Origin of the sequence: Mycobacterium sp. E2733 (genome assembly GCF_001667585.1) — a bacterium.
In the GTDB taxonomy this organism is placed as follows: domain Bacteria; phylum Actinomycetota; class Actinomycetes; order Mycobacteriales; family Mycobacteriaceae; genus Mycobacterium.
In genome coordinates this window covers 15,834-42,177 of record NZ_LZJZ01000053.1, presented here as the reverse complement: position 1 = coordinate 42,177, position 26,344 = coordinate 15,834, and the positions used below count along the sequence as shown (strand labels likewise).

The window sequence follows — 26,344 nt, the reverse complement described above, 5'->3', positions numbered from 1 at the left end:
GGCGTCACCGCGCGCGACCGGACCGGTCAGCGCGGCCTGCCCACGCTGCAGGGTGTTCTCCAGCGCCGCCCTGGCCAGCGGGCCGACAATACGCTCGGCGATACCGCCTGGCTGGTCGTCGACGGACTGCTGCCCGAGCAGTTCGCTGCCGCGCAACGCGGCCCGCAACGCCTCAAGCGCATCCGCGAGCACCGTGACCAGGTGATTGCCCGCATGCGCCAGGGCGGCGTGGTAGAGCACCCGCGCTTCCTCGCGCACGCAGAACGGTTCGCCGCCCATCTCCAGCACGAGCGACTGGCCGATCGCATAGCCCACATCGTCGGCCGCGGTGATGCCGAAGCAGGTGTCGGGCAGCCTGCTGATGTCCTCATCGGAGCCGGTGAACGTCATCGCCGGGTGGATCGCGAGCGGGATGCAACCGTCCTTGGTCAGCGGCGCGAGAATGCCGACCCCGTTGGCGCCGGACGTGTGCGCGACGATGGTGCCCGGCCGCACCGACGACGTCGCCGCCAGCCCGGACACCAGGCCTGCGAGTTCGCTGTCGGGAACGGCCAGTAGCAGCAGCTCGGCGCCGGCGGCCACTTCCGGCGGCGCCACCACGGGGGTATCGGGCAGCCAGCGCTGCGCCCGCTGCCGCGATGCGTGGGAGATGGCGCTGCAGGCGACTACGACGTGGTCGGCGCGTTCCAGCGCGACCCCAAGCGCGGTCCCGACCCGGCCGGCGGAGATGACTCCAACCTTGAGCCTGGCCGGGCGCAAACCGTCGAACTGCACCATCGCAGACGACCTCACAGATTTCTTCGTTCGTTCCGGTCCCACTTCGTGGGTACCGTTCGGTCACTAAAACTGTAGTCGATTACCGGGCCCGGCCCAATGTGAGGAAGCTCCCAGCTCAGCCGTCGCGGCGGCGACGCCGGCCGCCCTCGGACGGCTGGACCTGCAGCCGGGCCAGCAGGTCGGCAACCGACTGGCCGCCGGTCGCGGGACCCTGGCCGTTCAAACCCTCCGCATGCGGGTCCACGCCGCCGTGTCGGGGCGCATGCTCCGGCGCAGCCGGCGGGGCGAGCCGCGGTGGTTGCTCGACGGCGAGGGGCGGCGACTGCGGTGGCGGCGGTGGCGGGGGCGTCGCCGCTGCCGGAGCGGGCGGTGGTGGGGCGAAGGCCGGCTCGTTCGGGGGCTCGTTGGGGTCCGCGAAATTGCGCACCTCGTAGTCGCGGTATTCCGCTGAATGGCGCGACCGCGCCCGGCGACCCGATTCGCCGTACGGCGGCGGCACCGGCTCGGCGGGCGGACCGGCCCAGGCCTCGTCCGACTCGGTGTGGCGGCCGCGCCGCCGCCGGCCCGACGTTTCGTCGGCCGGGGACGGTTCGGAGCCCGCCCAGTTGCTGCCCGGCGTTCCGGGCGGCAGCCAAAGGCCCGAGGCACCCGCCGGCTGCCAGCCCTGCACTTGCGGCTGAGGCGCCGGCTCCGGCTGGGGCGGTGGCGGCTGCTGCTGGCGAGGTTCGAATCGCGGCTCCGGCTGGGGCGGCGGGGCGCTGTACGACGGCTGGGGCTGGGGCGGCGGCTCCTGCGGCGCTTCGTACTGGTAACGGGCGCGCTCGCGGCGGGGCTGCGGCTGCCGGGGCGGCAACAGCGGCTCCTCGGGCACGTCGATGATTGCCGTTTCGTCGGCCCGGTTCGGCGCGTTGTCCTGGGGGACGGAGGTGACCCGATCGCTGGCGACCCAGTCGTAGGGCGCGTCACGCGGGGTTTCGCCGTTGCGGTCCCACTCGCTGTAGGCGCGCTCGGGCGGCGCCTCGGTCTCGGGCGTCTCCAGGGCCGGGCGCTGGGCGAGATCGGTGTCGAACAGGATCTCCAGGCTGGTGCGCAACGCGCTCAACTCCGCCCGCAGCTCGGCCAGGTCATCGGCGGCCTGAGCACGCAGCTCGGAGGCCAACTCGCGGCGCAGCTGAGACTCCACGGTCAGCTCGTACTCGCGGCGGGCCGAGATTTCGCGATCCAGCTGCAGGTCGTACACCAGCTTCAGGTCGCGGACGCGAGATTGATCCGCGTCGCTCTGGCGGCGATACAGCACCGAGACGAAGGCACCGGCGACTGCGGCCCACAGCGCCAGGATTACAGCGAGCTTGAGGAGTTCCACCCGATTGGTGAAAACGAGTGCGGAACTGGCCCCCATCGCGAGGACCAGCAACGCGGTCAAGAGCACCCAACCCGGCCTGCGGCCGCCGCGCCGAACCCGGGCGCCGCGGGACAGAACGGTCATGGCCTGACTGTACCTGCGCGAGGTCATTCCGCGTGTCGCCCTACTCCGGCGATTCTCACGCGGGTTGTCGGCCGGACACGGGTCGCTAGTTTTCCGCTCCTTCGCCGTGCTCGGTCTGATCCGGCGGCGACTTGCAGCAATGCTGCAGCCACAGCGCGGCGACGAGTAGCGCCAGCGCGCTGACGGCGGCGACCACCGCGCCGCTGGTGTCCTCGGCGGCCGCCCGCATCCAGGATCGCCGCGGCAGGAAGTACACCAGCACTCCGACCCACCAGCCCAGCATCAGCGCGCCCACCCAGGCCGACGCCTTGGCGACCATCAGGCTGCGCGCCACCGCCAGCGGATGCAGCCAGCCGGGGCGGGCGCCGATTTCGCCGTCGGTGATCTTGGCCCGCACGTGGCGCGCCCACAAGGCTTCCGCGATCGCCACCGCCAGCAGCGACAGGCCCTTCCACACCGTGATCGGCGGGAACCACCGGTACAGGGCGGTCACCAGCAGATAACCCACCACCGCAGCGCCGACCACCGCGGCCGTCAGGTCACGTTTACGGGTCGGGCCCATCAGGGTTCCGATTCCGGATCGGCCGGGGACCTGCCCGCCCGCTCGAGCGTCAGGCTGGTCAATCGGACGCCTTCCCGGTCGGCCGGCTCCAGCTCGGCGAGCAGGCTCGCGACCCGTCGCGGGCCCTCGCCGACGGTGAGCTGGGCATCGGGGTCGATGGCAAGCCACGGGATCATGACGAAGGCCCGCAAATGGGCCAGCGGGTGTGGCAGCGTCAGATTTTCCTCGCGGGAGACCACCTCCGCCTCGCCGTAACAGGCGATCAAGTCGACGTCGAGGGTGCGCGGACCCCAGCGCTCACCGCGCACGCGGCCCGCCGCCCGCTCGAATTCCTGGGCCCTTCGCAGCCAGCACTGCCCGTCGCACGCCGGGTCGTTGGCGATCAGCACCGCGTTGAGGAAGGGCGCCTGATCGACCCGGCCCCACGGATCGGTCTCGTATACAGGGGACACCGCGAGCACTTTCTCGCGCAGCCCGTCGACGACCGACTGCAGGCGCGCCAGGCGGTCGCCCAGGTTGGAGCCGATGGACAGCACCACCCACGTCATATCGCCGGAACCACTGAACCGCGACCACCGCGCCGCGACCGCCGCACCACGACCGCGACGTCGGCGAACTGCTGCGGGATCGGGGCCTGCGGCTTGTGCACCACCACCTCGACCGCGTGCACTCTGTCGTCTTCCATCACCCGATCGGCGATCTCCCCCCCGACCGCTTCGATCAAGTTCCGCGGCGGTCCGGCCACGACCTCGGCGGTCAGCTGGGCCAGCGCCGCGTAGTCGTAGGTGTCGGCCAGCTCGTCGCTGGCCGCGGCCCCGGCGAGGTCGATCCAGACGGTCATATCGACGACAAAGTCTTGCCCGTCGGCCCGCTCGTGATCGAAGACACCGTGTCGTCCACGAATCGTCAACCCCCGCAATTCGATTCGATCAGCCATTGTCTCCAGCCAGGTCGGTCTGCTGCGCTTCTTGCGTCCAGGCCCCCACCACCTTGAGGGCGTCGGCGGTGGCCCGCACGTCGTGCACGCGAACACCCCACGCGCCGTACAGCGCTGCCAGTGCGGAAATCACCGCGGTCGCCGTCTCACGGCCGGCGGGCGGGCGCGGCGAGCCGTCCGGCCCGGCCAACAACGTACCGAGGAACCGTTTGCGCGATGCGCCCAGGAGCACCGGGATACCGGTGCCGACCAGCTGCGGCAGCGCGCGCAGCAGCGCCCAATTGTGTTGACCCGTCTTGGCGAACCCAAGGCCCGGGTCGATCACCAGGTTGGCGGGGTCGACGCCCGCGGCCACCGCGGCGTCGACGCTGGCGAGCAGCTCGGCGCGCACTTCGGCGACCACGTCGTCGTAGTGCGGGGCCGCATGCGGGCGGTCGGCCGACACCGACCGCCAATGCATCAGCACCCAGGGCACCCCGGCGTCGGCCAGCAGCGGTGCCATCGCGGGATCGGCGCGACCCCCCGACACATCGTTGACGATTCGCGCACCGTTCTGCAGCGCCGCCCGCGCGACATCCGCGTGCATGGTGTCGATGCTCACCGTGATTCCTTCTGCCGCAAGCTCTTTGACGACAGGAATCACACGAGAGGTCTCGACCCGGGAGTCGATCCGGGTGGCGCCGGGTCGAGTCGACTCCCCCCCGATATCGACGATGTCCGCGCCGTCGGCGGCCAGCGCCAGCCCGTGCGCCACCGCGTCGCCGGTGTCGAGATAGCGGCCGCCATCGGAGAACGAGTCGTCAGTGACGTTCAGGACTCCCATAACCCGCACAGGCGCGACTCACTTACGCAGGATGAGATCGAGGGCTTCGGATCGGGAAGCCGCGTTGGATTTGAACTGTCCGCGCACCGCCGAGGTGGTGGTGACCGCGCCGGGCTTGCGGACGCCGCGCATGGCCATGCAGAGGTGCTCGGCCTCGATCACGACGATCACGCCCCGCGGATTGAGTTTCTTCATCAGGGCGTCCGCGATCTGGCTGGTCAACCGTTCCTGCACCTGCGGCCGCTTGGCGTAGAGGTCGACCAGCCGCGCGATCTTCGACAACCCGGTCACCCGGCCGTCGTTGCCCGGGATGTAGCCGACGTGGGCCACGCCGTGAAACGACACCAGGTGGTGTTCACAGGTGGAGTACAGCGGGATTTCCTTGACCAGCACCAATTCGTCGTGGTCTTCGTCGAACATCGTGTTCAACACGCTGTCGGGATCGGTGTAAAGACCGGCGAACATCTCCTGGTAGGCGCGGGCCACGCGAGCCGGCGTTTCCCGCAGTCCGTGCCGGTCCGGATCCTCGCCGATGGCGCACAGCAATTCCCGGACCGCGGCTTCGGCGCGCGCCTGGTCGAACACCCGAGTCGTGGGAGTGGCGGTGTCCGGCCCCAAACCAGTTAAGGCCATCGAATCCTCCGTTCGTCAGCCGTGCGCCGGTGGGTTGGACCGGCTCACGTCGTCGTCCTGCTGGTCGGGAGACTTTCCGCCGTTCGGGTCGGGCAGCCCGGGCGGCGGGTAGGGCGGATACGGCGGGTAGGGGGGCTGCGCCTGACCCTGCGGACCCTGCTGACCCGGATGAGCGGGCTGGCCCGGATAGCCCGGGTAGTTCCCCGCCGGCTGCGGCCAGTAGGGCTGCTGGGGGGCCTGGGGCGGCGGATACCAGTAATTCGGCTGCTGGTCGTGCGGCGGCCATCCCGGCGCGTGCCAGCCCGCCGGCGCACCATAGTCCGGCTGGGTGGGGCCGTGCGGCACGCCGGGACGGGGGGAGGCCCCTTGAGAACCGTTGCCGCCGTTGTTGTTTCGGTCGGCCTCCGCTCCCGCTGCCGCGGCGGCCTGGCTGGCCCGCGCGATGGCCGCCTTGAACGCCGGTTCGGGAACCGGCGGTGGCCACGGCTCGCCGCGCTCGATGGCCAGCTCGCCGGGCGTCTTGATCGGCGGTTTGTCGGACGGGATGCGGCCACCGAAGTCGTCGAACATGGTGAGCCGGGGCCGCTTTTCGACGTCGGCGAAGATGCCCTCCAGCTCGGCCCGGTGCAGCGTTTCCTTCTCTAGCAGCTCGCCGGCCAACGTGTCGAGCACGTCGCGGTATTCGGTGAGGATCTCCCACGCCTCGGTGTGGGCCGCCTCGATGAGCTTGCGGATTTCGTCGTCGATGTCGCGGGCGACCTCGTGGGAGTAGTCGGCCTGCGTCCCCATCGTGCGGCCCAGGAACGGGTCGCCGTGTTCGGTGCCGTATTTGACCGCGCCCAGCTTCGAACTCATCCCGAACTCGGTGACCATCGCGCGGGCCACCTTGGTGGCCTGCTCGATGTCGGACACCGCGCCCGTCGTCGGCTCCCGGAACACCAGTTCCTCGGCCGCACGCCCGCCCATGGCGAACACCAGCTGCGCGATCATCTCCGAGCGCGTCCGCAGGCCCTTGTCTTCCTCGGGCACCGCCACCGCGTGCCCGCCGGTGCGTCCGCGCGCCAGGATCGTCACCTTGTAGATCGGCTCGATGTCCGGCATCGCCCAGGCGGCCAGGGTGTGCCCGCCCTCGTGGTAGGCGGTGATCTTCTTTTCCTGCTCGCTGATGATCCGGCCCTTGCGCCGGGGGCCGCCGATCACCCGGTCCACCGCCTCTTCGAGCGCGGCGGTGGTGATGACGGTGCCGTTCTCCCGGGCGGTCAGCAGTGCCGCCTCGTTGATGACGTTGGCCAGGTCGGCGCCGGTCATGCCGACGGTGCGCTTGGCCAGCCCGTCGAGGTCGGCGTCGGGCGCGATGGGCTTGCCCTTGGAATGCACCTGCAACACCGCCCGGCGGCCCGCCAGGTCCGGGTTGGACACCGGGATCTGCCGGTCGAAACGGCCGGGCCGTAACAGCGCCGGGTCCAGGATGTCGGGCCGGTTGGTGGCCGCGATCAGGATCACGCCGGCGCGCGGGTCGAACCCGTCCATTTCGACCAGCAACTGGTTCAGCGTCTGCTCGCGTTCGTCGTGACCACCGCCGAGGCCGGCGCCGCGCTGGCGGCCCACCGCGTCGATCTCGTCGACGAAGATGATGCACGGGTTGTTCTGCTTGGCCTGCTCGAACAGGTCGCGCACCCGCGACGCGCCGACGCCGACGAACATCTCGACGAAGTCGGAGCCGGAGATGGTGAAGAAGGGAACTCCCGCTTCCCCGGCCACCGCACGGGCCAGCAGCGTCTTACCGGTCCCGGGCGGGCCGTAGAGCAACACACCCTTCGGGATCTTGGCGCCCAACGCCTGATAGCGGCCGGGGTTCTGCAGGAAGTCCTTGATCTCGTAGAGCTCTTCGACGGCCTCGTCGACGCCCGCAACGTCGGCGAACGTGGTCTTGGGCATGTCCTTGTTGAGCAGCTTGGCGCGGGATTTACCGAAGCCGAAGCCCATTCGGGCGCCGCCCTGCATGCGGGAGAACATCACGAACAGGCCGACCAACAAAAGCAGCGGTAGCACGTAGACCAGCAGCTCGCCCAGGATGCTGCCCTGGTTGACGACCGTGCTGACCTTCGCGTTCTTAGCGCTCAGCGCGTTGAACAGGTCGACCGCGTACCCGCTCGGGTATTTGGTGATGACCTTGTCGGAATTGTCGGTGTCGTTGTTGCCCTTTTTCAGGGTCAGCCGCAGCTGCTGCTCGCGATCGTCGATCTGCGCGCTCTTGACGTTGTCGCCGTTGATCTGCGCCACCGCCACCGACGTGTCGACGGGCTTGTAGCCGCGAGTGTCGTCGCTGAAGTAGAAGAACGACCAACCGAGCAGCACCACGACGGCGATCGCCGTGATGGTGCGAATAACGTTTTTCCGGTTCATCAATCATCGGCCTCGCCGGCCAGGTCCTTCCCCGATATTCACGCAGCTGGAAAAGTCCAGGTTACCGCTAGTGGCGATCGCCAGCTCCGGCAGAGCCGGAGCGCAGCGGGTCGCCACCGTTGTCGCCGTGGCGATCGCCAGCTCCGGCAGAGCCGGAGCGCAGCGGGTCGCCACCGTCCCGTCGATATAACGAGCAGGGGTTCCCTGCGGGCACGCCGAGTGTCACGCCAGCGTGATCGTGGCCTGCGGTGCGCACGCCAGCGTGACACTCGGTGGCGGGGCCGCCTGTGCATATCGCATCACTCGTAATACCGGGCCTCGATCACATTGCCGTCCGGGTCGGCGAAGTAGTAGGCCTGTGGCGCCCAGCCCTGGGCCCCGAAGTTGGGGCCCAACCGCGCACTGGTGTCCACTCCCTCCGCCTGCAGGCGTTGATCCAACGCGTCGTATTCGGACTTCGAAAGCGCAAGGCAGACGTGATTCACCGGGTGGCCGGCGCTGCCTTCCGCCCGTGTCATCGACTCGGCGGCGGCAGCACTGGCGTGCGGCATCAAGTCGATGATCGAGTCGTCGCACACCCGCACGCTGGGAAACGGCGCATCGCCGGCCTCGAACTCGGCAAACCGGACCGGCGCCAACCCGACCACCCTCGTATAAAAATCCATCGAGGCGCGCGCATCGCTCGTCCAGAGGACGACGTGGTCAAGCCGCTTCATTTCCGCTCCACCTGCTTTCACGTCATTGGAGGCCTTCAAGGCGATATCTACCAGGCAACCAAAGCCGTTGGAATGCGATTCGCAATCGGCGCGAATACTTCTCAGCCCCGGAGGGGGTGTGCTTTGGTGACATGGTGCTCAAGTCAACCGAACGGTTAGTAGAGACCAACGGTGTGCAGCTGCGGGTGGTCGAGGCGGGAGAGCGCGGCGCACCCGTGGTGATTTTGGCCCACGGCTTTCCCGAGCTGGCTTATTCGTGGCGCCACCAAATACCGGTCCTCGCCGAGGCCGGCTACCACGTGCTGGCACCGGATCAGCGCGGCTACGGCGGCTCCTCTTGCCCGGAAGCGGTCGAGGCTTACGACATCCACCAGCTGACGGCCGACCTGGTCGGCCTGCTTGACGACGTCGGAGCCGAGCGTGCCGTCTGGGTCGGGCACGACTGGGGCGCGGCGGTCGTGTGGAACGCGCCGCTGCTGCATCCGGATCGGGTCGCGGCCGTCGCCGGACTCAGCGTGCCTGCCGTGCCCCGCTCGCACGCGGCGCCGACGAAAGCGTGGCGCAAGATGTTCGGCGACAAGTTCTTTTACATCTTGTACTTCCAGGAGCCCGGCGTCGCCGACGCGGAGCTCAACGGTGATCCCACCCGCACGATGCGCCGGATGCTGGGCGGCCTGCGCACATCGGGCGACCCGCTGTCAGCGTCGCGCATGGTGGCGTCCGGTCCCGAGGGGTTCATCGATCGCCTCCCCGAGCCCGATCGGCTTCCGGACTGGCTGAGCCAAGACGAGCTCGACCACTACATCAGCGAGTTTTCCCGCACCGGATTCACCGGTGGCCTGAACTGGTATCGCAACTTCGACCGCAACTGGGAGACCACCCCCGAGCTGGCCGACGCGAAAATCGCTGTGCCGGCCCTCTTTATCGGCGGAACTGCCGATCCGGTGCTGACGTTCACCCGCGCCGATCGCGCGTCGCAGTTGATCACCGGCCCCTACCGCCAGGTGATGATCGACGGCGCGGGGCACTGGCTGCAACAGGAACGGCCGGACGAGGTTAACGCGGCCCTATCGGACTTCCTCAACGGATTGGAGCTGCAATGAATGCCCCGCTGCGCTTCGGTGTCTTCATCACACCGTTTCACCCGATCGGCCAATCCCCAACGGTGGCTTTGGAATACGACATGGAGCGCGTCGTCGCGCTGGATCGGCTGGGCTTCGACGAGGCGTGGTTCGGCGAACACCACTCCGGTGGCTACGAGCTCATCGCCTGCCCGGAAGTTTTCATCGCGGCCTCCGCCGAGCGGACGAAGCACATTCGGTTGGGCACCGGGGTCGTTTCGCTGCCCTACCACCATCCGCTGATGGTGGCCGATCGCTGGGTGCTGCTCGACCATCTCACCCGCGGCCGGGTGATGTTCGGCACCGGCCCCGGTGCGCTGCCGTCGGACGCCTACATGATGGGCATCGACCCGGTCGATCAACGGCACATGATGCAGGAGTCGCTGGAGGCGATCCTGGCATTGTTCCGGGCCGACCCGTCGGAGCGCATCGACCGCCAGACCGACTGGTTCACATTGCGCGAAGCGCAACTGCACATCCGGCCTTACACCTGGCCTTACCCCGAAATCTCGACGGCGGCAATGATTTCGCCGTCCGGGCCGCGGCTGGCCGGTGCGCTGGGCACGTCCTTGCTGTCGCTGTCGATGTCGGTGCCCGGCGGCTTCGCCGCCCTCGAAACCACCTGGGACGTGGTGCGCGAGCAGGCCGCCAAAGTCGGCCGCGACGAGCCGGACCGGGCGGACTGGCGTGTTCTGAGCATCATGCATATCGCGGACAGCCGCGAGAAGGCCATCGACGACTGCACTTACGGGCTGCAGGATTTCGCCAATTACTTCGGCGCGGCCGGGTTCGTCCCGTTGGCCAACACCGTGGAGGGCGCCCAGACGCCGCACGAATTCGTCGAGGACTACGCGGCCGCGGGCAATTGCTGCATAGGAACCCCCGACGACGCGATCGCCCACATCGAAGACTTGCTCGACCGCTCAGGCGGGTTCGGCACGCTGCTGATGCTCGGGCACGACTGGGCGTCCCCCGATGCGACGTATCACTGCTACGACCTGATGGCGCGCAAGGTGATTCCCCATTTCAAGGGGCAGCTCGAAGCGTCGCGGTCGTCGCATGATTGGGCTAAGGGCAATCGCGACCAGTTGATCGGCCGAGCGGGAGAGGCCGTGGTGAAGGCCATCACCGAGCATGTCGACGAGCAGAAGGGGGTGAAAAGCTGATGCGAGCGGCGGTATTGCGAGATGGACGGATGGTCTACCGGGACGACGTGCCCGATCCCGTGCCCGAGGCAGGGCAGGTGCTCGTGGGCGTGCGGGCATGCGGGATCTGCGGGTCCGACCTGCATTTCGCCGCTCACGGCGCGCAGGTGTTGGAAATGAGTAATCGGGTGGCCGGCGGTGCGGGCGGCATGCACGTCGACCTAGACCACGACGTCTTCATGGGACACGAGTTCAGCGCCGAGGTGCTCGAGGCCGGGCCCGACACCGAGACCCACCCGCCGGGAACGCTGGTCACCTCGCTTCCGGTCTTGCTGTCCGCCAAAGGCGCGGAGCCAATCGTCTACAGCAACAGCACAATCGGCGGCTATGCCGAACGCATGCTGCTGTCGGCGCCGCTGCTGTTGCCCATCCCGAACGGCCTGGACTTCAAACATGCGTCCCTGACCGAGCCGATGGCCGTGGGGTTGCATGCCGTCAACAAGTCCGGCATCACCCCCGGCGAGACGGCCCTGGTCCTCGGCTGCGGCCCGATCGGCATCGCGATCATCGCGGCCCTGCGCGCCCGTGGCGTCGAGGACATTGCGGCTTCGGACTTTTCGCCGAAGCGGCGCGAACTCGCCACCGCCATGGGCGCCCATCGGGCCGTCGATGCCTCACAGGGTTCGCCGTTCGACTCGGTCAAACCGGCCGTGGTGTTCGAGGCGGTCGGGGTCCCGGGGGTCATCGATGACGTGTTGCTTCGGGCCCGGCCCGGCACTCGCCTGGTGGTCGCCGGTGTCTGCATGCAGCCCGACACAGTGCATCCGTTCTTCGCCATTGCAAAAGAGATCAGCGTTCAGTTCGTACTCGCCTACACGCCAGAGGAGTTCACCGACTCGCTGCACGCCCTGGCCGAGGGCGACATCGACGCGACCCCGCTGATCACCGGCGAGGTCGGCCTCGACGGGGTCGGCGCCGCCTTTGACGACCTCGCCGACCCCGAGCGACACTGCAAAGTCCTTGTCACTCCTTAGGCCGATGGTGGCGACCCTGCACTAGGCCCAGCTGGATCCGACGGCGCTGTCGGTGCTGGCCATGTTGCTGCCGGCGCTCTGCACCTTCTGCCCGTGGGCGTTGGCCTGCTCGTAGATCACCTGGAAGTTGCGACCCAACTGGGTGATGAACTCCTGGCAGGCCACCGAACCGGCACCGCCCCAGAAGTCACCCGCAGCAAGCACATCACGAATGATGGCCTGGTGCTCAGCCTCCAGAGACGCGGCTTGGGCGCGGATGGTGGCGCCGTGGGCGTCGACATCGCCGAATTGATAGTTGATCGTCATCGCTAATCGTCTCCTGTTTTGTTGGTGGGCTAGCTGCCCAGGATCTGCTGTGAGGCCTGCTCTTGCTGCTCGTAGTTGTTCGCGTCGCGGATCAGTCCGTCCCGCACTCCGTGCAGCATGTTGACGATGTTGCGGAAGGCCTGGTTGACCTGGCCCATGGTGTCGTACGAGGTGGCCTGCGCCTGACCGCTCCAGCCCGAGCCGGCGATGTTCATCGACGACGCCCACATCTTGCGAGCCTCGTCCTCAACCGTCTGGGCGTGCACCTCGAAGCGGCCCGCCATGGCCCGCATCTCGTGCGGATCGGTCATGAATCGTATGGTCATTACATTTCTCCTTCGAATATTGTTGTCAGCGCGTATTTTTGGTCGTTGTCTTGGCGAAAGTGCCTATCCCCCTTCCCGTTATCCGACCACTCGTGGCAGTACGCTGACGCGTGCCGGCACGGCAGCGCCGAATCCGCGCGCTTCCATTGCGCCCAACTGGCCCGCGGGGATGCCGCGAGGGGCCAGCATCGGAGCGCCGGCACTTGCCAACGGCGTGGTGGCCGGCGCGGCCGCCTCCGGGGTGCCCGCGGGCCAGCTCGGCGGCACAGAAAGACCTCCGATTCCAGTGGATTGGCCCATGGCCGCCGACGGCATCAGCCGCGCCGGCGCCAGCCTCTCCGGCGCAGTCATTAGCGGCTGCGCGGGGATGAAGCGTCCGGGCATCGCCGCCGGGGAGAAGGCCCCCAATGCGGGCATGGCGGTCGCAAGCCCCGCGTTCGGTGCGGCCATCCCGCCCAGTCCCGCTGTGGCGCTGCCGGCACTCTGGCCGAGGGGCATGCCGAGCAAGTCGGCGAAGCTGCCGATCGCCGACGGGAAGCTGGTGGCCAGCGACGATGCGGGCGAATTGAGCGTTGACGGCAGTCCCATGGCCGCTTGGGTGGCCAACGCCTGGGTCACCCCCTGCATGTTGGCCTCGCCCGCCGCCACGGCACCGGCCGCGACGCCGCCTGGATTGGTGGTGGGCGGAGCGACCGCCATCGGTGTCAGCATGGCCGCCGCCGCCGAGGAGCCGGCGTAGGCGTACATGGCCATTGCATCTTGGGCCCACATCTCGCCGTACTGCGCCTCTGTGGCCGCGATCGCCGGGGTGTTCTGACCGAGGAAGTTGGTCGCGACCAACATCATCAGCAAGGAGCGGTTGGCCACGATCATCGGCGGCGGCACCGTAGCCGCAAAGGCCACCTCGTGTGCGACGGCGGCCGCCGTCGCATGCATCCCCGCCTGCTCGGCCTGCGCGGCCGTGGCGTGCATCCAGTCCACGTAGGGCGCTGCGGCTGCCGCCATCGCTGCCGACGACGGACCCTGCCAGGCGGTATCGGTGAGCTCCAGGATCACCGTCCCGTAGGCCGTCGCGGCTGAACGCAGCTCCGCCGCCAGGCCCTCCCAGGCCATCGCGGCCGCCAGCATCGACGCCGGTCCCGGACCCGCGTACATCAGGCCGGAATTGATCTCCGGGGGCATCGCACCGAAATCCATGATTACCTTCCTTTTCTCTCTAGGTCGTTTCGCTACGCCAGCGCCGGCAAGGGCTTAGGGCCGGTGGCAGTTTTGAGGGCCGCATGCGCTTGCATGACGTGTTCGCCGGGCATGCCGGCGGGCAGGTGCATGGGTGCGACGTGTTCGGCGGGCAGGGCGGCCGCCAGCGGCATGCGGTGGGCGGGCGCGGTCGGCGCCAGCTGTGAGGGCGATACGTGCTGGCCGGCCCCCAAGTCGGCCCGCGCGACATGCTCCGCCGGCGCCGGGTGGGCGGGTGCTACGCGCTCGACATGCTCGGCGGGCGCCATGTGCGCAGGCGCGCGGTGCTCGACGGGAGCGGCCGGGTGGGCGCCATAGTGGCCGCGCGCAAATGGCGCCTGGTGGCGGCCGTAATTAGCGCCGGCGTAGCCGCCGTGCTGCGGCGTCATCTGACCGCCATAGCCGCCGGCCCCATGCCATCCATGACCGCCGGGTGCCGCGGGGACCGAGCCGACCGGAGTGCCGGGCATCGACCGAGTGGGCGCGTTCGGGATTACGCGGCGAGGCGCAGCGGGTGAAACGTGAGCGGGCGCGGCGGGTGCCGGGCGAGCTGGTGCGATAGGGGCCATATGCGGGGGCGCCACGTGGCCGCCCGCCATCTGCGTCGCATTGATGGACTCGGTGGCCGCATACGAATCGGCGCTGCGTCCCAGGGCGCTGACGAACTGCTCGTGGATCATGCCGGCCTCGGCGCTGATCGCCTGATACTGCTGCCCGTAACCGGCGAAGGTGGCCGCAGTCAGCGCCGAGACCTCGTCGGCCGCCGCCGGGACCACTCCCGTAATGGGGAACGCGGCCGTCGAGTTGGCCGCGGTTACTGCGGAGCCGATGGCCTGCAGCTGACCGGCAGCGGCGAGCAGCAGGTCCGGCAGCGTGGTCAGGAACGACATGTTCTTCTCCTCAGGGAATGCATGAATCGGGCTCATGTTGTCGAACTTGCGGACACTATGTCATAAATCATGAATTTATGTCTAGTTGTCAGCCATGATTTCTTTATTTCTATCTAGAACTCGCAGATCTGGACGCTTTGCCCGTCTTTCGGCATCGCGTTACTCTGGACGGATGCCACGTACGAATGCCGCCGGCTGGGGGCTGAAGCGCCTGCTCGAGGCGACGCTGAACCGCGACATCACCGTCGAGCAGCTGCGCGACGCCTGCGGCGTCACCAAAGGACGCTGGTACGGGGGCGCTGGGCGCGCCAACGCCGACGACTTCCCCGACGCCGAGGAGGCCAGGCGCGCCGCGCACGCGTTCGGACTGAGCGCTACTTGGCTACAGGTCGAACTGGGCCTGATCACGCCCGAAGATGTGCAGGCGGTGCTGGGCGACGGGCAGTCGCTGGACCCCTTCCGCGCCACGACCCGTCAGCGCGTGTTGATGCCGAATCCCACGGCGGAGGGCCCGCGCGACTGAATCACACCGGGCGACATCTGGGTTGTCGGAGCTCGACCCTATAATCGAACATATGTTCGAGTTGCCACCTGATCCCGCCGCCCTGGTGGAGCTGATCGAGTCGTCGCACCGCCAGGAATCCATGCTGGTAGCCCACCGGCTGGCCGCGGTAGCGGCGTTGCTGCGGCATCGGGTGGCCACCGCCGAGCGGCCCGAGAGGCCGCAGGAATACGCGGCAATCGACCGCTTCGAGCAGACCGCTGCCGAGGTCGCCGCCGCGATGAACCTCTCGCCGGTGGCGGCGAGCTACCTGGTGTCGTACGCGGAGGCGCTGGATACCAGGCTGCCCAAGATCGCAGCCCTGCTCGCGCAGGGCCGGACGGACTGGCGCACAGTGCGCTTGATCATCAGCCGCAGCGATCTGGTGACCGACGAGAAGTTGATCACGAAGATCGACGAGTCGCTGGCCGAGCGCATCGGCAACTGGCACGGCTGGTCGAAGCAGCGCATCATCAACGCCGTCGACGCCGCCGTACGAGCCACCGATCCCGACGCCGCCCGCGAGCGCCGCCTTGCGGCCGAAAGCGACCGCCACATCGCAATCAGCACCAAAGAGGACGGGATGGCCGACATCTACGGGTCGGTCGCCGCGACGGCTGCAACCGCCTTTGACCGACGGCTCTCGCAGCTCGCCAAGCAGGTGTGCCCGGCGGACCCGCGGACATTCGATCAGCGCCGGGCCGACGCGCTGGCCGCGCTGGCCGAGGGCCGCGGGCTGGCTTGCACCTGCGGGCAACCGGAGTGCCCCTACCGGGTGGGTGACAATGTCGGGACCAGGGCGCAGGTGGTCATCAACGTGGTGGCCAGCGAACGAACCGTTCGTGCCGATGGTGCTGAGCCCGGCTATCTGGAGGGCTACGGCGTCATCGACGCCGAGCAGGTGCGCCAACTGGCCGCTGCCGCATCCTTACTCGTCGCCGATCCGGTGACGAGTCCGGTCGAGGCCCTGCGCTACCAACCATCCGCCGCTTTGGAGCGAGCGGTCCGGTGCCGGGATCTCACCTGCCGCTTCCCGGGATGCAGCCGGGCCGCCGTTGTCTGCGACCTCGACCACACCATTCCGTTCAACCACCAGGACCCGGCGGCGGGTGGGCGGACCGTCGCGGACAACCTCAAATGCCTTTGCCGGCAACATCATCGACTCAAAACGTTCGGCGGGTGGCGGGATAAGCAACTGCCCGACGGCACCGTCGTCTGGGTGTCACCGACGGGGCGGACCTATCGCACCTCGCCGGCGGGTGGCGACCTGTTCCCCCAAACCCGCGGCGCGGCCTGCGCGCCGCCGACGCCCCGCAGAAAATCCAGATCGCAGCAACGAAGCGCGCGAATCACTGGGGCGCGCAATCACAACCGTGTGCAGCGGCCGCTCAACGAAGCCCGGCGAGCGTTGGACGAGGCTCGCCAGCGGGAGATCTCGGCACGCAAGTTCCGTAACCGCATGCGCGACATGCTCTTTCTGTTCAAGGGCACACCGAGCACCAGCCCCTTCTGCACCTGGGTGAACGATCCGAAAGAGCCCGAAGAACTGCCACCGGACTGGACTCCCGACCAACCAGCTTTGCAATCCCTGCCGGACGATCCACCGTTTTGACGGGCGAATAAGCCTCGAATCAGCCTCCCGCGGGGGGCTGGGCAATGACCGTGGGCTTGAACCCGTATCGCGGTGCGACGAAGTGGGCTGCCGCACTGCGCCCCGCCCCACCGACAGGCATCATCGGCACCCCACCAACCGCGTTCGTGGCGGGTCCAACGGCCCCTCCAGCAGTAAAGCCATTGACCGCCAAGGTAGCCGGAGGTGCCGCCGGGGTCGCGCTCGCCCATGCGGCCGGCACCGATAAGCCACCGACCGATGCGGCCTTGCCGACGGCTCCGCCGATTGCGCCGATCGAGCCCAGGGCCGCCCCTGGAACGATGGCGGGCAGAGCCGCTTCCGCGGCTTTGGCGGCGCTGGCCGCCGCCTTTGGCAATGCCTGGGAAGCGAGACCTTCGATATCCCTGAAGGTGGTCACGAATAGCCGCGTCGGCGAAATCAATCGAATGAACGCGTCGAAGGGCGTACTGGCGTCCAAGGTTTGCGACCCGGTCAGACCCTCTAACAGGTCACCCAATGGCCCGCTCACCACAAGCCCGTCGCCCTCGGGGTTCAGGGCGATTCCACCGAGGGAAAACGCGGGATTGGGATTAGTCGTCGCCCCGGCCAGCGACGACAGTGCTTGGGGCACCGCGTCGAGCCCCTGGGTGCTGTTACTTCCACCGCTGCCGGCCGCGTGGGCCACCGCGGCGGCCTGGCTGGCGACCCCGGCCGGGTTGGTGCTGGGCGCGGCCGGCTCGAATGGTGGCAACGTCGACGCCGCGGCCGACGTGCCGGCATATCCGTACATCGCGGCAGCGTCTTGAGCCCACATCTCGCCGTATTGCGACTCGGTGGCCGCAATCGCCGCAGTGTTCTGTCCGAGGAAGTTCGTCGCCAGCAACTCCATCAACAGCGCCCGGTTCGCGGCGATCACCAGCGGGGGCACCGTCTCGGCGAACGCCGCCTCGTAGGCCCCCACTGCCGCCATGGCTTGGGCGGCGGCCTGTTCCGCCCGCCCCGCCGTGCCCCTCAGCCACGCCACTTGCGGCAGGGCTGCGGTCAGCATGGACGACGCGGCCGGCCCCTGCCATGGTCCGTCGGTAAGGCCCGCGATCACCAAGCCGTAAGAGGATGCCGCGGAATGCAGCTCGGCGGCCAGCCCGTCCCAGGCCGCCGCGGCAGCCAGCAGCGGTCCCGAGCCGGGGCCCGAATACATCAGCGCGGAGTTGACCTCCGGCGGCAACTGCGCGAAATCCAGCATGTGCCCTCGCCTAGCCGACCGCGGCCGTGTTGGCCATCTCGGTGGCGGCGTACGAACCGGCACTGATGCCGAGCGTCGACGCCAACTGCTCACGAACCGCGACTGCCTCTGCGCTGATCTCCTGGAAGAGCTTTGCGTGCCAGGAGAACTGCGCCGCGGTCAGCAACGACACCGCATCGGCAGCGGCAGGAACCACCCCGGTCGTCGGGCCTGCCACGACCGAGTTGCCCTCCCGCACGGCCGCGTTGATGCTGTGCAGTTCACCGGCGACCGCAGCCAGCATTGCCGGTTGCGCCATCAGATAAGACATTTTCCCTCCTCTAATTCCCTTCACGTCAACGGCTTTCGGCCCGTGGGCATGCACCAGTCGGGCGCCTGGCCACGTTAGGTCAGTCGTGTCCAGAGAAGACAGTCTCGGACGCGCTAATTCATTAGCGAGTCGATAACTGTTCACATAGCTGGCGAGAAATGCTGCAACATTTGGATTCGATATGAAAGATATTGCAAACCAATATGATTGTGAATCATATATGTACTTATATGTGCCGGCTAGGGCGTGGCGAAAGCTTTGCTGGCGGTAGCCCACCAATTAAACATGTTGCACCACAATGCCATTCGTATCTGCAAGCCTCCCAAAACGGGCGCCGCAGCCAACCCGTAGCATCGGCGGCGCCCGAGCGGCTAGGGTGCCAGGCATGCCGGTCGCAAATAAAGCCCCTAGATTTGCCCGCATACCGATCGCCTTGGCCGCCGCCGGCTTGGCGGCCGCCACGGTGTCGGGCTGCGATTCCCCGCCTTCCGCCCCCGCACCCGGGGTCAATCCCCGTCAGGTCACCGTCTTCGGCTCGGGGCAGGTGCAGGGCGTCCCGGACACCCTGACCGCCGACGTCGGCATCGAGTTCACGGCACCCGACGTGACCGCCGCGATGAACCAGACCAACGACCGTCAGCAGGCGGTCGTCAACGCGCTGGTAGGCGCCGGCGTCGATCACAAAGACATCAGCACCACCGAGGTGACGCTGCAGCCGCAGTTCAGCAACCCCGGGCCCAACGGCACCGCCACCATCACGGGGTACCGCGCGACCAACGCCATCTCGGTCAAGATCCACCCGCCCGACGCCGCGTCAAGGATGCTGGCCCTCATCGTCGGCACCGGCGGCGACGCCACCCGGATCAGTTCGGTCAGCTACTCCATCGCCGACGACTCGCAGCTGGTCAAGGATGCCCGCGCGCGGGCGTTCAACGACGCGAAGAACCGCGCCGAGCAGTACGCCCAGCTCTCCGGGCTCCGGCTGGGCAGGGTGCTGTCCATTTCGGAGGCGACGGGACCGACGCCCGGGGGACCGCCAGGGCCGACGAAGGCCATGCCGAGCGCGGTCCCGCTGGAACCCGGCCAGCAGACGGTGAGCTTTTCGGTGACCGCGGTGTGGGAGTTGGACTAGCCTGATCGCCGCTAAGCGGCTACTGCTGGTACACCCTGGGGTCCAGGGTGCCGATGTAGGACAGGTCGCGGTAGCGCTCGTCGTAGTCCAGGCCGTAGCCGACAACGAAGTCGTTCGGGATGTCGAAGCCCACGTAGGCGATGTCGACGTTGGCGCCCTTCGCGTCGGGTTTGCGCAGCAGCGTGCACACGCGCAGCGAACGCGGATGGCGGCTGGTCAGGTTGCGCAGCAGCCACGACAGGGTCAGCCCCGAGTCGACGACGTCCTCGACGATCAGCACGTCGCGGCCCTGGATGTCGCGGTCCAAATCCTTGAGAATTCGCACCACACCCGACGACGACGTCGAGGACCCGTACGAGCTGACGGCCATGAACTCGAACTGGGTCGGCACCGGAATCGCCCGGGCCAGATCGGTGACAAAAATCACGGCGCCCTTGAGAACGGTGATCAGCAACAGATCCTGCCCGGTCTGGGTCATGGCGTCGCGATATTGCCGGCCGATCTCCTCGCCGAGTTCGGCGATTCGCGCCTGGATCTGCTCGGCCGTAAGCAGCACCGACTTGATGTCGCCGGGGTACAGCTCCACGGGCTGGGCGGGGGTGATCGCCGAGGAGATCTGGGCCACGCCCACAGAGTGCCACGCGAACGGCCGAATAACCAACGGCGACCCCGGTATTGCGCCTATCGAACCGGCTCTCGCCACAAGGTCAGCACGCCGTCGCGTCGTCCCGCAATCAGGCGCTCGTCGCGTAACGCCGACCCGACCGCCACCCCGCCCTGCCCGCGCCAGGCGGTGACAAGGGCGTCGACGCCGCGGATCTGCTTGTCGGTCAGGCCAGTTGCGCCGCCCGCCAAGAGCCAGCCGCGGATCACCCGGCGCCGCACCGGTACGGGTAGCGCGGCCAGGGCCTGCGTCTGCAGTCCCTCGCCCACCTTCGCCTCGGGCAGCGCCTGCGCGGCGAGCGAGTCGATCAACTCGGTGTCCTCCCGCAAGGCCGTCGCCGTGCGGGCGAGCGCCTCGGCCACCCCGCCGCCCAGCACATCCTCGAGCAGCGGCAGCACCTCCAGGCGCAGCCGGGTCCGCGTGAAGCGGTGGTCGGTGTTGTGCGGATCCTCCCACGCGGTCAGCCCGAGCTCGCGGCACGCGGCGTGGGTCGCGGCGCGCCGCACCCCCAACAACGGCCGGCCCCACGGCGCGTCGTACGGACGCATCCCGGCGATCGACCGCACCCCCGACCCGCGGCCCAGCCCCAGCAGCACGGTCTCCGCCTGATCGTCGAGCGTGTGGCCCAACAGCACGGGTCCGCCGTGGTACGCGCTCAACGCGGCATACCGGGCGGCGCGGGCGGCGGCCTCGGGGCCGCCTTCGTTCCCCACGTGCACGCGAACCACTTGTGCCGCAACGCATCCCAACGTGACGGCTTGCGCCCGGGCGGTTTCGGCGACCGCGGCGGAATCGGGTTGCAGGCCGTGATCGACGATCACGGCGGTGGTGGGCCGCAGCTGGGCCGCCACCGCCGTGAGCGCGAGGGAATCCGGGCCGCCGGACAGCGCCACGCACCATTGCTCGGCCGTGGCGACATGGGTCTGGATGAACGTCTCGACGGCAGCGCGCAGCTGCCCTACAGCACCCTGTCGATCCATCGCTGTGGTTCCTCGATCTCGGCGGGCAGGGGCAGCGTCTCGGGACCCGTCCAGATGGCGTTGAACCGCTGCATGCCAACCTTGCCCACCACGTGGTCGACGAACGCCTTGCCCCGCGTGTACTGGTTGAGCTTCTCGTCCAGCCCCAGCAGCGCGCGCAGCAGACGCTGCAGCGGCGGTTGCTTGCGATTGCGGCGCTCGTCGAATCGACGGCGGATGGTGGTCACCGACGGCACCACCATCGGCCCGACGGCATCCATCACGTGGTCGGCGTGACCCTCCAGCAACGTGCCGAGCACCAGCAGCTGGTCCAGGGCCTCCCGCTGCGGCTCGGACTGCACCGCACGCACCAGACCGATGATTCCCGACGAGCTGCCGTCCGCGTTGCCGCGGGTGCGGACGTACTCCGCCAGCCGGCTCGCCACCTGCGCGACGTCGTCACCGGCGTCGCGCGTCAACAGCGCCAGGGCCCGCGACATGTGCTCGGACAACCACGGGTTCGCGGTGAACTGCACCCGGTGGGTCACCTCGTGCAGGCAGACCCACAACCGGAAGTCGGAGGGATCGACCCGCAGCTGCCGCTCGACGGCGATGACGTTCGGATACACCAGCAGCAGGCAGCCCTCTTTCGCGGCCGCGAACGGGTCGTACTGACCGAGGATCCCCGACGACACGAACGCCAGCACGGCCCCCGTCTGCGCACCGGTGACGCGCCCCGTCAGGAAGCCCCGTGGCTTCTCGGCCCCGTTCATCATCACGCGCATCGACTCGGCCGCCGCGCCGATCCATTCCGGGCGGTCGACGATCCGGGCGGCGGGCACCACCCCGTTGGTGACGAGCCCCGTGACCTCACGCACCGGTGGTTCGGCCTTGGCGGCCGAACTGGTGAGCTCCTCGATCACCTGGCGCCGGGTGTAGTCGCTGGACGGCGGACCCGGCCGGGCCAGCCGCTGACCGACGGTGGCGGCGAAGCGCCAGTCGACGGCGGTACCGAGGGTCAGCTCGGAGGGCGCGCTCATGCGCAACCACACGACCAGAGCCGGCCGGCGAGGGCGTCCACCGCGTTGCGGCCGTTCGGGCCGGCGGCGTTGGAGATGAAAGCGAACGTGAGCACCCGTCCGCTGCGGTCGGTGACCACGCCGGCCAGGGCGTTGATCTCGGTCAGCGACCCGGTCTTGGCGCGCAACCAGCCGGCCGGCCCCTGATTGGAGGCCGCGTCGGTGAAGCGGTCGGCCAGCGTCCCGCTACCGGCGGCGATCGGGAGCAGATCGAGCAGCGCCCGCAGCGTCGGCTGGTCGGGTCCGGCGGCGGCCTGCAGCACACCGTCCAGGGTCTTGGCGGTCAGCCGGTCGTCGACGGAAAGCCCGCTGGAATCCATCAGGGTCACGCCCCCGGTGTCGACGTGGGCGGTGCTCAACCGGTTGGTCACCGCGTCGGCGGCTCCGGCGAAGCTGCGCGGGCGGTTGATCGCGGCCGCCACCTCGCGGGCGATGCATTCGGCCATCACGTTGTCGGAGTGGTCCATCATCTCGGACAACCGCTGCACCAGCGGCGCCGACTGCACGACGGCAAGCTGCCGAGCCCCCGACGGCGCCGTCGCGATCGTCACCGCGGCGGGATCGAGGCCCAGCGCCTTGGCCAGCTCCCGCCCCGCATCGAGCGCAGGGGTTCGCGACCGCCGGGAATTGACGGTGCTCGGCTGGATGCGCCCGGCGTCGATCATCACCGACTCGATGGGCGCGATGTCGCCGTTGTCGACGTCGGCGGGATCCCAGCCCTGCGCCATCGTCGGCCCGCTGAACGCCGAGGTGTCCACCTGCACCGCGGTCGGCGTCACGCCGCTGCGGCGGATCTGCTCGACCAGGTCGGCCAGGCGGGCCGACCCGCGGTACCAGGTGTCCACGCCGGGCGGCGCCGCCGACAGCACCGGGTCGCCGGCACCGACCAGCACGACGGGGCCCTGCGCGTTCTGGCTCCCGGCCACCACCCGCGTGCTGATCCGCGCCTGGTGGTCCAGGGTCAGCAGGGCCGCGGCCGCGGTGAGCACCTTGTTGGTCGACGCCGGCACCAGCGGCATGTCGTCGGCCACCTGCCAGAGCTCTTTTCCGGTCAGGGCGTCGGTGACCCGGGCGCCCAACCTGCCCAGGTTCGGATCGGCCGCCACCGGAGCCAGCGCGGCGGCCACCCCGGCCGGGCTGGGGCTCTCGGCGGTGTCACTGACCGGGATCATCCCCGGCTTGACCGTGGGCGCGTGCGGGGGCGGTATCGGGGCGTGCGAGCTGTTGCCGCCGTGCCCCGCGGATGTGAAAAACGTTGCAGCCGCCACCACGGCGGCGACAAACGCCAGCACGGCCAACCCGACGAACACGTGGGTGGATTTTTGCCAGCGAGTGGGACCCATCGCTCTCCTGACTGTCTGCACCCATTCTGCCGAATCCGCCGCAAATGCCTCGACTAGGGTGATCCCCGACGCAACCGGACCATCGCGAAAAGCCCAGATCTAAGGAGCACACAGTGCAATTCGACGTGACCATCGAGATCCCGAAGGGCCAGCGCAACAAGTACGAGGTCGATCACGAGACCGGCCGGGTGCGTCTGGACCGCTATCTCTACACGTCGCTGGCCTACCCCACCGACTACGGCTTCATCGAGGACACGCTGGGTGAGGACGGCGACCCACTGGATGCGATGGTGCTGCTGCCGCAGTCGGTGTTCCCCGGCGTGATCGTGGAGGCCCGCCCGGTGGGCATGTTCCGGATGGTCGACGAGGCCGGGGGCGACGACAAGGTGCTGTGCGTGCCTGCCGGCGACCATCGCTGGGACCACATCCAGGACATCGGCGACGTGCCCGAATTCGAACTGGACGTGATCAAGCACTTTTTCGAGCAGTACAAGGCGCTCGAACCGGGCAAGTTCGTCAAGACCGCCGACTGGGTCGGCCGCGCCGAAGCCGAAGCCGAGGTGCAGCGTTCACTCGAGCGGTTCAAGTCAAACGGGCACTGACGCCTAGCCCGCCGCGGCCCTGGCCTGACGCCGATTGCGCAGCACGCTCCAACTCAGCGCCGCCCCGATGAACACCACCCCCACCGAGGCGGTGACCGCCTCCGGCACCTCATAGCGCGGATTGACGGAAAGCAGCATGATCACGGCCAGTGCGCCGATAGCCCAGTGCGCGCCGTGCTCCAGGTACACGTAACGGTCCAACGCATCCTGCTTCACCAGGAAGATCGTGATGGATCGGACGAACATCGATCCCACCAGGCCGAGTCCCAGCGCAATGACGATCGGGTCCGAGGTGATCGCGAACGCGCCGGTGACGCCGTCGAACGAGAAGGCGGCATCGAGGACCTCGAGGTAGAGGAACAACATCAGGCCGGCCTTGCCGACCGCCTTGCCGGCCGACGCGGCGTCGATGTCCGGCGGCCGAAACGCCCGGCTCAGACCGTTGACGACCAGGTAGGTCACCAGGCCCAGCAACCCGGCGGCCAGCACTGTCGCGGCCTCGTCGCCAGAGTGGGTCAATTGCGTGCCGACGAGGACCAGCACGACGGCAGTCACCGCCACCGGCAGCTGACCCAGCCGCCCGATGCGCGCGAACGGGATCTCGATCCACTTGAGCCACTTGATGTCTCGGTCGTGGAAGACGAAGTCCAGAAACAGCATCAACAGAAACGTCCCGCCGAACGCCGCAATCTGTGGGTGCGCGGCGACGATCAGCTTTTCGTAGCTGGGCGACCCGTCGGGGAATTCCAGCGCGCCGTGCGGCGGAGGACGCAAGGCCAACTCCATAGCCCGCACCGGATCGAGGCCCGCGGTCACCCAGACAATCAGTAGCGGGAAGACCAACCGCATGCCGAACACCGCGATGAGGATCCCGACCGTCAGGAACATCTGCCGCCAAAACGGGCTCATCTGCTTGAGGATCGCGGCGTTGATGATGGCGTTGTCGAACGACAGCGACACCTCGAGGGTGGCGAGCACCAGCAGTAAGAAGAGGTCCTTCGGGCCGCCGTGGGCATAACCCGCCACAAGGGCCGCCACGGTGACCAGCAAGGAGATCCCGAAGATGCGCAAGGCGGCCAAGGTGTCCTTTCCGACAGCCGCCCACGATAGCGAACCCCGGTCGCCGCCGCCGACCAGCATCCACGGCCACTTACTATTTTCAAATTGTGGCCATGCCCGAAGTCGGCGGTACCCAAGCGTCGACCGGCGCCGGTCCGATCACGCGCGGCAGCGTGGCCCGGGTCGCCGCCGCGACGGCGCTGACCGCCCTGTGCGGTTACGCGGTGATCTACCTGGCCGCCCGTGACCTGGCGCCGGGCGGCTTTTCGGTTTTCGGGGTCTTTTGGGGGGCGTTCGGGCTGGTCACCGGCGCCGCGAACGGGCTGCTCCAGGAAACCACCCGGGAGGTCCGCTCGACGCGCCACCTCCCGGCGCCCTTGCCGGCCGGCGACGAACCGCGAACCCACCCACTGCGGGTCGCCATGCTGGTCGGCCTCGGCGCGGCCGTAGTGATCGCCGGGAGTTCGCCGCTGTGGGGCGGGCGGGTGTTCGTCGAGCAGCGCTGGCTGTCGGTGGCGTTGCTGAGCGTCGGGTTGGCCGGGTTCTGCGTGCACGCCACCCTGCTGGGCATGCTGGCCGGCACCGATCGGTGGACCGGGTACGGCGCGCTGATGGTGACCGACGCCGTCATCCGGGTGACGGTCGCCGCGGCCACCGTCGTGCTCGGCTGGCGCCTGGTCGGCTTTTTGTGGGCCACGGTCGCGGGCGCGGTCGCCTGGCTGATCATGCTGGGGGCCTCGCCATCGGCCCGGGCCGCCGCCCGGTTGCTGACGCCCGGTGGCGCCCAGACCTTCCTGCGCGGGGCCGCCCATTCGATCACCGCCGCCGGCGCGAGCGCGATTCTGGTGATGGGTTTTCCGGTGTTGTTGAAGCTGACCAGCAACGAGCTGGGGGCCGAAGGCGGAGTGATCATCCTCGCGGTGACGCTGACCCGGGCACCGCTTCTGGTGCCGCTGACGGCCATGCAGGGCAACCTGATCGCGCACTTCGTCGACGCGCGCAGCGACCGGGTTCGCGCCCTGATCGCCCCGGCGGCGATCATCGGCGGCATCGGTGCGGTCGGGGTGGTGGCGGCCGGGGTGGTGGGCCCCTGGCTGCTGCGGGTCGCCTTCGGGCCGCAGTACGACGCCGGCGGCGTGCTGCTGGCCTGGCTGACGGCGGCCGCGGTGGCGATCGCCATGCTGACGCTCACCGGCGCCGGCGCCGTGGCGGCGGCGCTGCACCGGGCGTACTCGCTGGGCTGGGTCGGCGCGACGGTGGCGTCGGGATTGCTGCTACTGCTGCCACTGCCGCTGCAGACGCGGACCGTGGTCGGCTTGTTATGCGGCCCGCTGGTCGGAATCGGGGTTCATCTGGTGGCACTGGCGCGCGCCGACCGCTTGACCCCCTGATCGCGTGTACC

27 protein-coding genes and 1 pseudogene are annotated in these 26,344 nt (G+C 68.7%); 8 read left to right on the top strand and 20 right to left on the bottom strand.

Annotated elements, in window-relative coordinates; genetic code table 11:
- The 9 genes from A5678_RS10390 to A5678_RS10350 all read right to left on the bottom strand — a co-directional run.
- Nucleotides 1–777: Rossmann-like and DUF2520 domain-containing protein (locus A5678_RS10390; RefSeq protein WP_068041685.1), on the bottom strand; the 777-nt coding region annotated here is incomplete at its 3' end.
- A 115-nt stretch (nt 778–892) separates the two neighbouring features.
- On the bottom strand, nt 893–2,263 hold the full coding sequence (locus A5678_RS10385; RefSeq protein WP_068041682.1) for a DUF6779 domain-containing protein: 1,371 nt from the start codon (nt 2,261–2,263) through the stop codon (nt 893–895).
- An 85-nt stretch (nt 2,264–2,348) separates the two neighbouring features.
- Nucleotides 2,349–2,825, bottom strand: a complete 477-nt coding sequence (locus tag A5678_RS10380; RefSeq protein ID WP_068041679.1) for a DUF3180 domain-containing protein — start codon at nt 2,823–2,825, stop codon at nt 2,349–2,351.
- Nucleotides 2,825–3,373 (bottom strand): 2-amino-4-hydroxy-6-hydroxymethyldihydropteridine diphosphokinase, encoded by a 549-nt coding sequence (gene folK, locus A5678_RS10375; RefSeq protein ID WP_068041676.1) that lies wholly within the window; start codon nt 3,371–3,373, stop codon nt 2,825–2,827. Before folK ends, A5678_RS10380 begins: the two co-directional genes overlap by 1 nt.
- Nucleotides 3,370–3,762 (bottom strand): dihydroneopterin aldolase, encoded by a 393-nt coding sequence (gene folB, locus A5678_RS10370; protein WP_068041671.1) that lies wholly within the window; start codon nt 3,760–3,762, stop codon nt 3,370–3,372. The genes folK and folB overlap by 4 nt, the downstream gene beginning before the upstream one ends.
- Nucleotides 3,755–4,585, bottom strand: a complete 831-nt coding sequence (folP, locus tag A5678_RS10365) for a dihydropteroate synthase (protein WP_068041669.1) — start codon at nt 4,583–4,585, stop codon at nt 3,755–3,757. The genes folB and folP overlap by 8 nt, the downstream gene beginning before the upstream one ends.
- Before the next feature lie 18 nt (nt 4,586–4,603).
- Entirely contained in the window at nt 4,604–5,218 is a 615-nt protein-coding gene (gene folE, locus A5678_RS10360; RefSeq protein ID WP_068041667.1) for a GTP cyclohydrolase I FolE, read from the bottom strand.
- A 15-nt stretch (nt 5,219–5,233) separates the two neighbouring features.
- Nucleotides 5,234–7,624 carry an ATP-dependent zinc metalloprotease FtsH gene (gene ftsH / locus A5678_RS10355; protein WP_068041665.1) on the bottom strand — a complete coding sequence of 797 codons (2,391 nt, stop codon included), beginning with the start codon at nt 7,622–7,624 and terminating at the stop codon, nt 5,234–5,236.
- 299 nt (nt 7,625–7,923) lie between these two features.
- Nucleotides 7,924–8,340, bottom strand: a complete 417-nt coding sequence (locus A5678_RS10350; protein WP_068041662.1) for a VOC family protein — start codon at nt 8,338–8,340, stop codon at nt 7,924–7,926.
- A gap of 134 nt (nt 8,341–8,474) precedes the next feature.
- Here A5678_RS10350 and A5678_RS10345 point away from each other — a divergent pair, with 134 nt between their 5' ends.
- Genes A5678_RS10345 through A5678_RS10335 form a run of 3 tightly spaced genes read left to right on the top strand, consistent with a single transcriptional unit; the run spans nt 8,475 to nt 11,640 of the window.
- Entirely contained in the window at nt 8,475–9,443 is a 969-nt protein-coding gene (locus A5678_RS10345) for an alpha/beta fold hydrolase (protein ID WP_156746845.1), read from the top strand.
- The gene (locus A5678_RS10340; protein WP_068041659.1) at nt 9,440–10,627 is read left to right on the top strand and encodes an LLM class flavin-dependent oxidoreductase; all 1,188 of its coding nucleotides are present in this window, start codon (nt 9,440–9,442) and stop codon (nt 10,625–10,627) included. Before A5678_RS10345 ends, A5678_RS10340 begins: the two co-directional genes overlap by 4 nt.
- Nucleotides 10,627–11,640, top strand: a complete 1,014-nt coding sequence (locus A5678_RS10335; RefSeq protein WP_068041656.1) for a zinc-binding dehydrogenase — start codon at nt 10,627–10,629, stop codon at nt 11,638–11,640. Before A5678_RS10340 ends, A5678_RS10335 begins: the two co-directional genes overlap by 1 nt.
- 21 nt (nt 11,641–11,661) lie before the next feature.
- On the opposite strand, the gene A5678_RS10330 is transcribed toward A5678_RS10335, so the two are convergent.
- The 4 genes and pseudogenes from A5678_RS10330 to A5678_RS27830 form a co-directional block, all read right to left on the bottom strand.
- On the bottom strand, nt 11,662–11,946 hold the full coding sequence (locus tag A5678_RS10330; protein ID WP_068041653.1) for a WXG100 family type VII secretion target: 285 nt from the start codon (nt 11,944–11,946) through the stop codon (nt 11,662–11,664).
- A gap of 29 nt (nt 11,947–11,975) precedes the next feature.
- The gene (locus A5678_RS10325) at nt 11,976–12,272 is read right to left on the bottom strand and encodes a WXG100 family type VII secretion target (protein ID WP_068041650.1); all 297 of its coding nucleotides are present in this window, start codon (nt 12,270–12,272) and stop codon (nt 11,976–11,978) included.
- 78 nt (nt 12,273–12,350) lie between these two features.
- Nucleotides 12,351–13,469, bottom strand: a complete 1,119-nt coding sequence (locus tag A5678_RS10320; RefSeq protein ID WP_068041647.1) for a PPE family protein — start codon at nt 13,467–13,469, stop codon at nt 12,351–12,353.
- Nucleotides 13,470–14,113: 644 nt separating this feature from the next.
- Nucleotides 14,114–14,398, bottom strand: a pseudogene (locus A5678_RS27830) (PE family protein); the annotation flags it as partial.
- 172 nt (nt 14,399–14,570) lie between these two features.
- Here A5678_RS27830 and A5678_RS10310 point away from each other — a divergent pair.
- Nucleotides 14,571–14,921: a hypothetical protein gene (locus tag A5678_RS10310; protein WP_068041642.1), complete on the top strand. Its 351-nt coding sequence runs from the start codon at nt 14,571–14,573 to the stop codon at nt 14,919–14,921.
- A 52-nt stretch (nt 14,922–14,973) separates the two neighbouring features.
- On the top strand, nt 14,974–16,551 hold the full coding sequence (locus A5678_RS10305; protein WP_068041639.1) for an HNH endonuclease signature motif containing protein: 1,578 nt from the start codon (nt 14,974–14,976) through the stop codon (nt 16,549–16,551).
- Between the two features lie 19 nt (nt 16,552–16,570).
- Here A5678_RS10305 and A5678_RS10300 read toward each other — a convergent pair whose 3' ends face one another.
- Nucleotides 16,571–17,794: a PPE family protein gene (locus tag A5678_RS10300; RefSeq protein WP_068041636.1), complete on the bottom strand. Its 1,224-nt coding sequence runs from the start codon at nt 17,792–17,794 to the stop codon at nt 16,571–16,573.
- A gap of 10 nt (nt 17,795–17,804) precedes the next feature.
- Nucleotides 17,805–18,104, bottom strand: a complete 300-nt coding sequence (locus A5678_RS10295; RefSeq protein WP_068041632.1) for a PE family protein — start codon at nt 18,102–18,104, stop codon at nt 17,805–17,807.
- Nucleotides 18,105–18,489: 385 nt separating this feature from the next.
- Here A5678_RS10295 and A5678_RS10290 point away from each other — a divergent pair, with 385 nt between their 5' ends.
- Nucleotides 18,490–19,236: an SIMPL domain-containing protein gene (locus A5678_RS10290; RefSeq protein ID WP_068041629.1), complete on the top strand. Its 747-nt coding sequence runs from the start codon at nt 18,490–18,492 to the stop codon at nt 19,234–19,236.
- 19 nt (nt 19,237–19,255) lie between these two features.
- Here A5678_RS10290 and hpt read toward each other — a convergent pair whose 3' ends face one another.
- The 4 genes from hpt to dacB are packed head-to-tail and all read right to left on the bottom strand — an operon-like array spanning nt 19,256 to nt 23,281.
- On the bottom strand, nt 19,256–19,867 hold the full coding sequence (hpt, locus tag A5678_RS10285; RefSeq protein ID WP_068041627.1) for a hypoxanthine phosphoribosyltransferase: 612 nt from the start codon (nt 19,865–19,867) through the stop codon (nt 19,256–19,258).
- A 50-nt stretch (nt 19,868–19,917) separates the two neighbouring features.
- Nucleotides 19,918–20,880 (bottom strand): tRNA lysidine(34) synthetase TilS, encoded by a 963-nt coding sequence (gene tilS, locus A5678_RS10280; protein ID WP_068041624.1) that lies wholly within the window; start codon nt 20,878–20,880, stop codon nt 19,918–19,920.
- Complete coding sequence (locus A5678_RS10275; protein ID WP_068041622.1) at nt 20,859–21,899, bottom strand: zinc-dependent metalloprotease; 1,041 nt, start codon at nt 21,897–21,899, stop codon at nt 20,859–20,861. The genes tilS and A5678_RS10275 overlap by 22 nt, the downstream gene beginning before the upstream one ends.
- Nucleotides 21,896–23,281, bottom strand: coding sequence for a D-alanyl-D-alanine carboxypeptidase/D-alanyl-D-alanine-endopeptidase (dacB, locus tag A5678_RS10270; protein ID WP_156746842.1), 1,386 nt, complete (start codon nt 23,279–23,281; stop codon nt 21,896–21,898). The genes A5678_RS10275 and dacB overlap by 4 nt, the downstream gene beginning before the upstream one ends.
- Before the next feature lie 113 nt (nt 23,282–23,394).
- On the opposite strand from dacB, the gene A5678_RS10265 reads away from it, so the two are divergent.
- Nucleotides 23,395–23,883 (top strand): inorganic diphosphatase, encoded by a 489-nt coding sequence (locus A5678_RS10265; protein WP_068041617.1) that lies wholly within the window; start codon nt 23,395–23,397, stop codon nt 23,881–23,883.
- 3 nt (nt 23,884–23,886) lie between these two features.
- Here A5678_RS10265 and A5678_RS10260 read toward each other — a convergent pair whose 3' ends face one another.
- Nucleotides 23,887–24,963, bottom strand: coding sequence for a DUF475 domain-containing protein (locus A5678_RS10260; RefSeq protein ID WP_068041700.1), 1,077 nt, complete (start codon nt 24,961–24,963; stop codon nt 23,887–23,889).
- Nucleotides 24,964–25,055: 92 nt separating this feature from the next.
- Between A5678_RS10260 and A5678_RS10255 the strand changes: the two genes are divergently transcribed.
- Nucleotides 25,056–26,333: a hypothetical protein gene (locus tag A5678_RS10255; RefSeq protein ID WP_068041696.1), complete on the top strand. Its 1,278-nt coding sequence runs from the start codon at nt 25,056–25,058 to the stop codon at nt 26,331–26,333.
- The last annotated feature ends 11 nt before the right edge of the window (nt 26,334–26,344 follow it).

Coding starts and splice junctions, on each gene's coding strand:
- dacB (WP_156746842.1), bottom strand. CDS start 23,281: ATGGGTCCCACTCGCTGGCAAAAATCCACCCACGTGTTCGTCGGGTTG.
- A5678_RS10290 (WP_068041629.1), top strand. CDS start 18,490: ATGCCGGTCGCAAATAAAGCCCCTAGATTTGCCCGCATACCGATCGCC.
- folE (WP_068041667.1), bottom strand. CDS start 5,218: ATGGCCTTAACTGGTTTGGGGCCGGACACCGCCACTCCCACGACTCGG.
- A5678_RS10335 (WP_068041656.1), top strand. CDS start 10,627: ATGCGAGCGGCGGTATTGCGAGATGGACGGATGGTCTACCGGGACGAC.
- folK (WP_068041676.1), bottom strand. CDS start 3,373: ATGACGTGGGTGGTGCTGTCCATCGGCTCCAACCTGGGCGACCGCCTG.
- A5678_RS10380 (WP_068041679.1), bottom strand. CDS start 2,825: ATGGGCCCGACCCGTAAACGTGACCTGACGGCCGCGGTGGTCGGCGCT.
- A5678_RS10330 (WP_068041653.1), bottom strand. CDS start 11,946: ATGACGATCAACTATCAATTCGGCGATGTCGACGCCCACGGCGCCACC.
- A5678_RS10385 (WP_068041682.1), bottom strand. CDS start 2,263: ATGACCGTTCTGTCCCGCGGCGCCCGGGTTCGGCGCGGCGGCCGCAGG.
- A5678_RS10255 (WP_068041696.1), top strand. CDS start 25,056: ATGCCCGAAGTCGGCGGTACCCAAGCGTCGACCGGCGCCGGTCCGATC.
- A5678_RS10295 (WP_068041632.1), bottom strand. CDS start 18,104: ATGTCTTATCTGATGGCGCAACCGGCAATGCTGGCTGCGGTCGCCGGT.
- A5678_RS10340 (WP_068041659.1), top strand. CDS start 9,440: ATGAATGCCCCGCTGCGCTTCGGTGTCTTCATCACACCGTTTCACCCG.
- folB (WP_068041671.1), bottom strand. CDS start 3,762: ATGGCTGATCGAATCGAATTGCGGGGGTTGACGATTCGTGGACGACAC.
- tilS (WP_068041624.1), bottom strand. CDS start 20,880: ATGGATCGACAGGGTGCTGTAGGGCAGCTGCGCGCTGCCGTCGAGACG.
- A5678_RS10350 (WP_068041662.1), bottom strand. CDS start 8,340: ATGAAGCGGCTTGACCACGTCGTCCTCTGGACGAGCGATGCGCGCGCC.
- ftsH (WP_068041665.1), bottom strand. CDS start 7,624: ATGAACCGGAAAAACGTTATTCGCACCATCACGGCGATCGCCGTCGTG.
- A5678_RS10310 (WP_068041642.1), top strand. CDS start 14,571: ATGCCACGTACGAATGCCGCCGGCTGGGGGCTGAAGCGCCTGCTCGAG.
- A5678_RS10305 (WP_068041639.1), top strand. CDS start 14,974: ATGTTCGAGTTGCCACCTGATCCCGCCGCCCTGGTGGAGCTGATCGAG.
- folP (WP_068041669.1), bottom strand. CDS start 4,585: ATGGGAGTCCTGAACGTCACTGACGACTCGTTCTCCGATGGCGGCCGC.
- A5678_RS10275 (WP_068041622.1), bottom strand. CDS start 21,899: ATGAGCGCGCCCTCCGAGCTGACCCTCGGTACCGCCGTCGACTGGCGC.
- A5678_RS10300 (WP_068041636.1), bottom strand. CDS start 17,794: ATGCTGGATTTCGCGCAGTTGCCGCCGGAGGTCAACTCCGCGCTGATG.
- A5678_RS10320 (WP_068041647.1), bottom strand. CDS start 13,469: ATGGATTTCGGTGCGATGCCCCCGGAGATCAATTCCGGCCTGATGTAC.
- A5678_RS10325 (WP_068041650.1), bottom strand. CDS start 12,272: ATGACCATACGATTCATGACCGATCCGCACGAGATGCGGGCCATGGCG.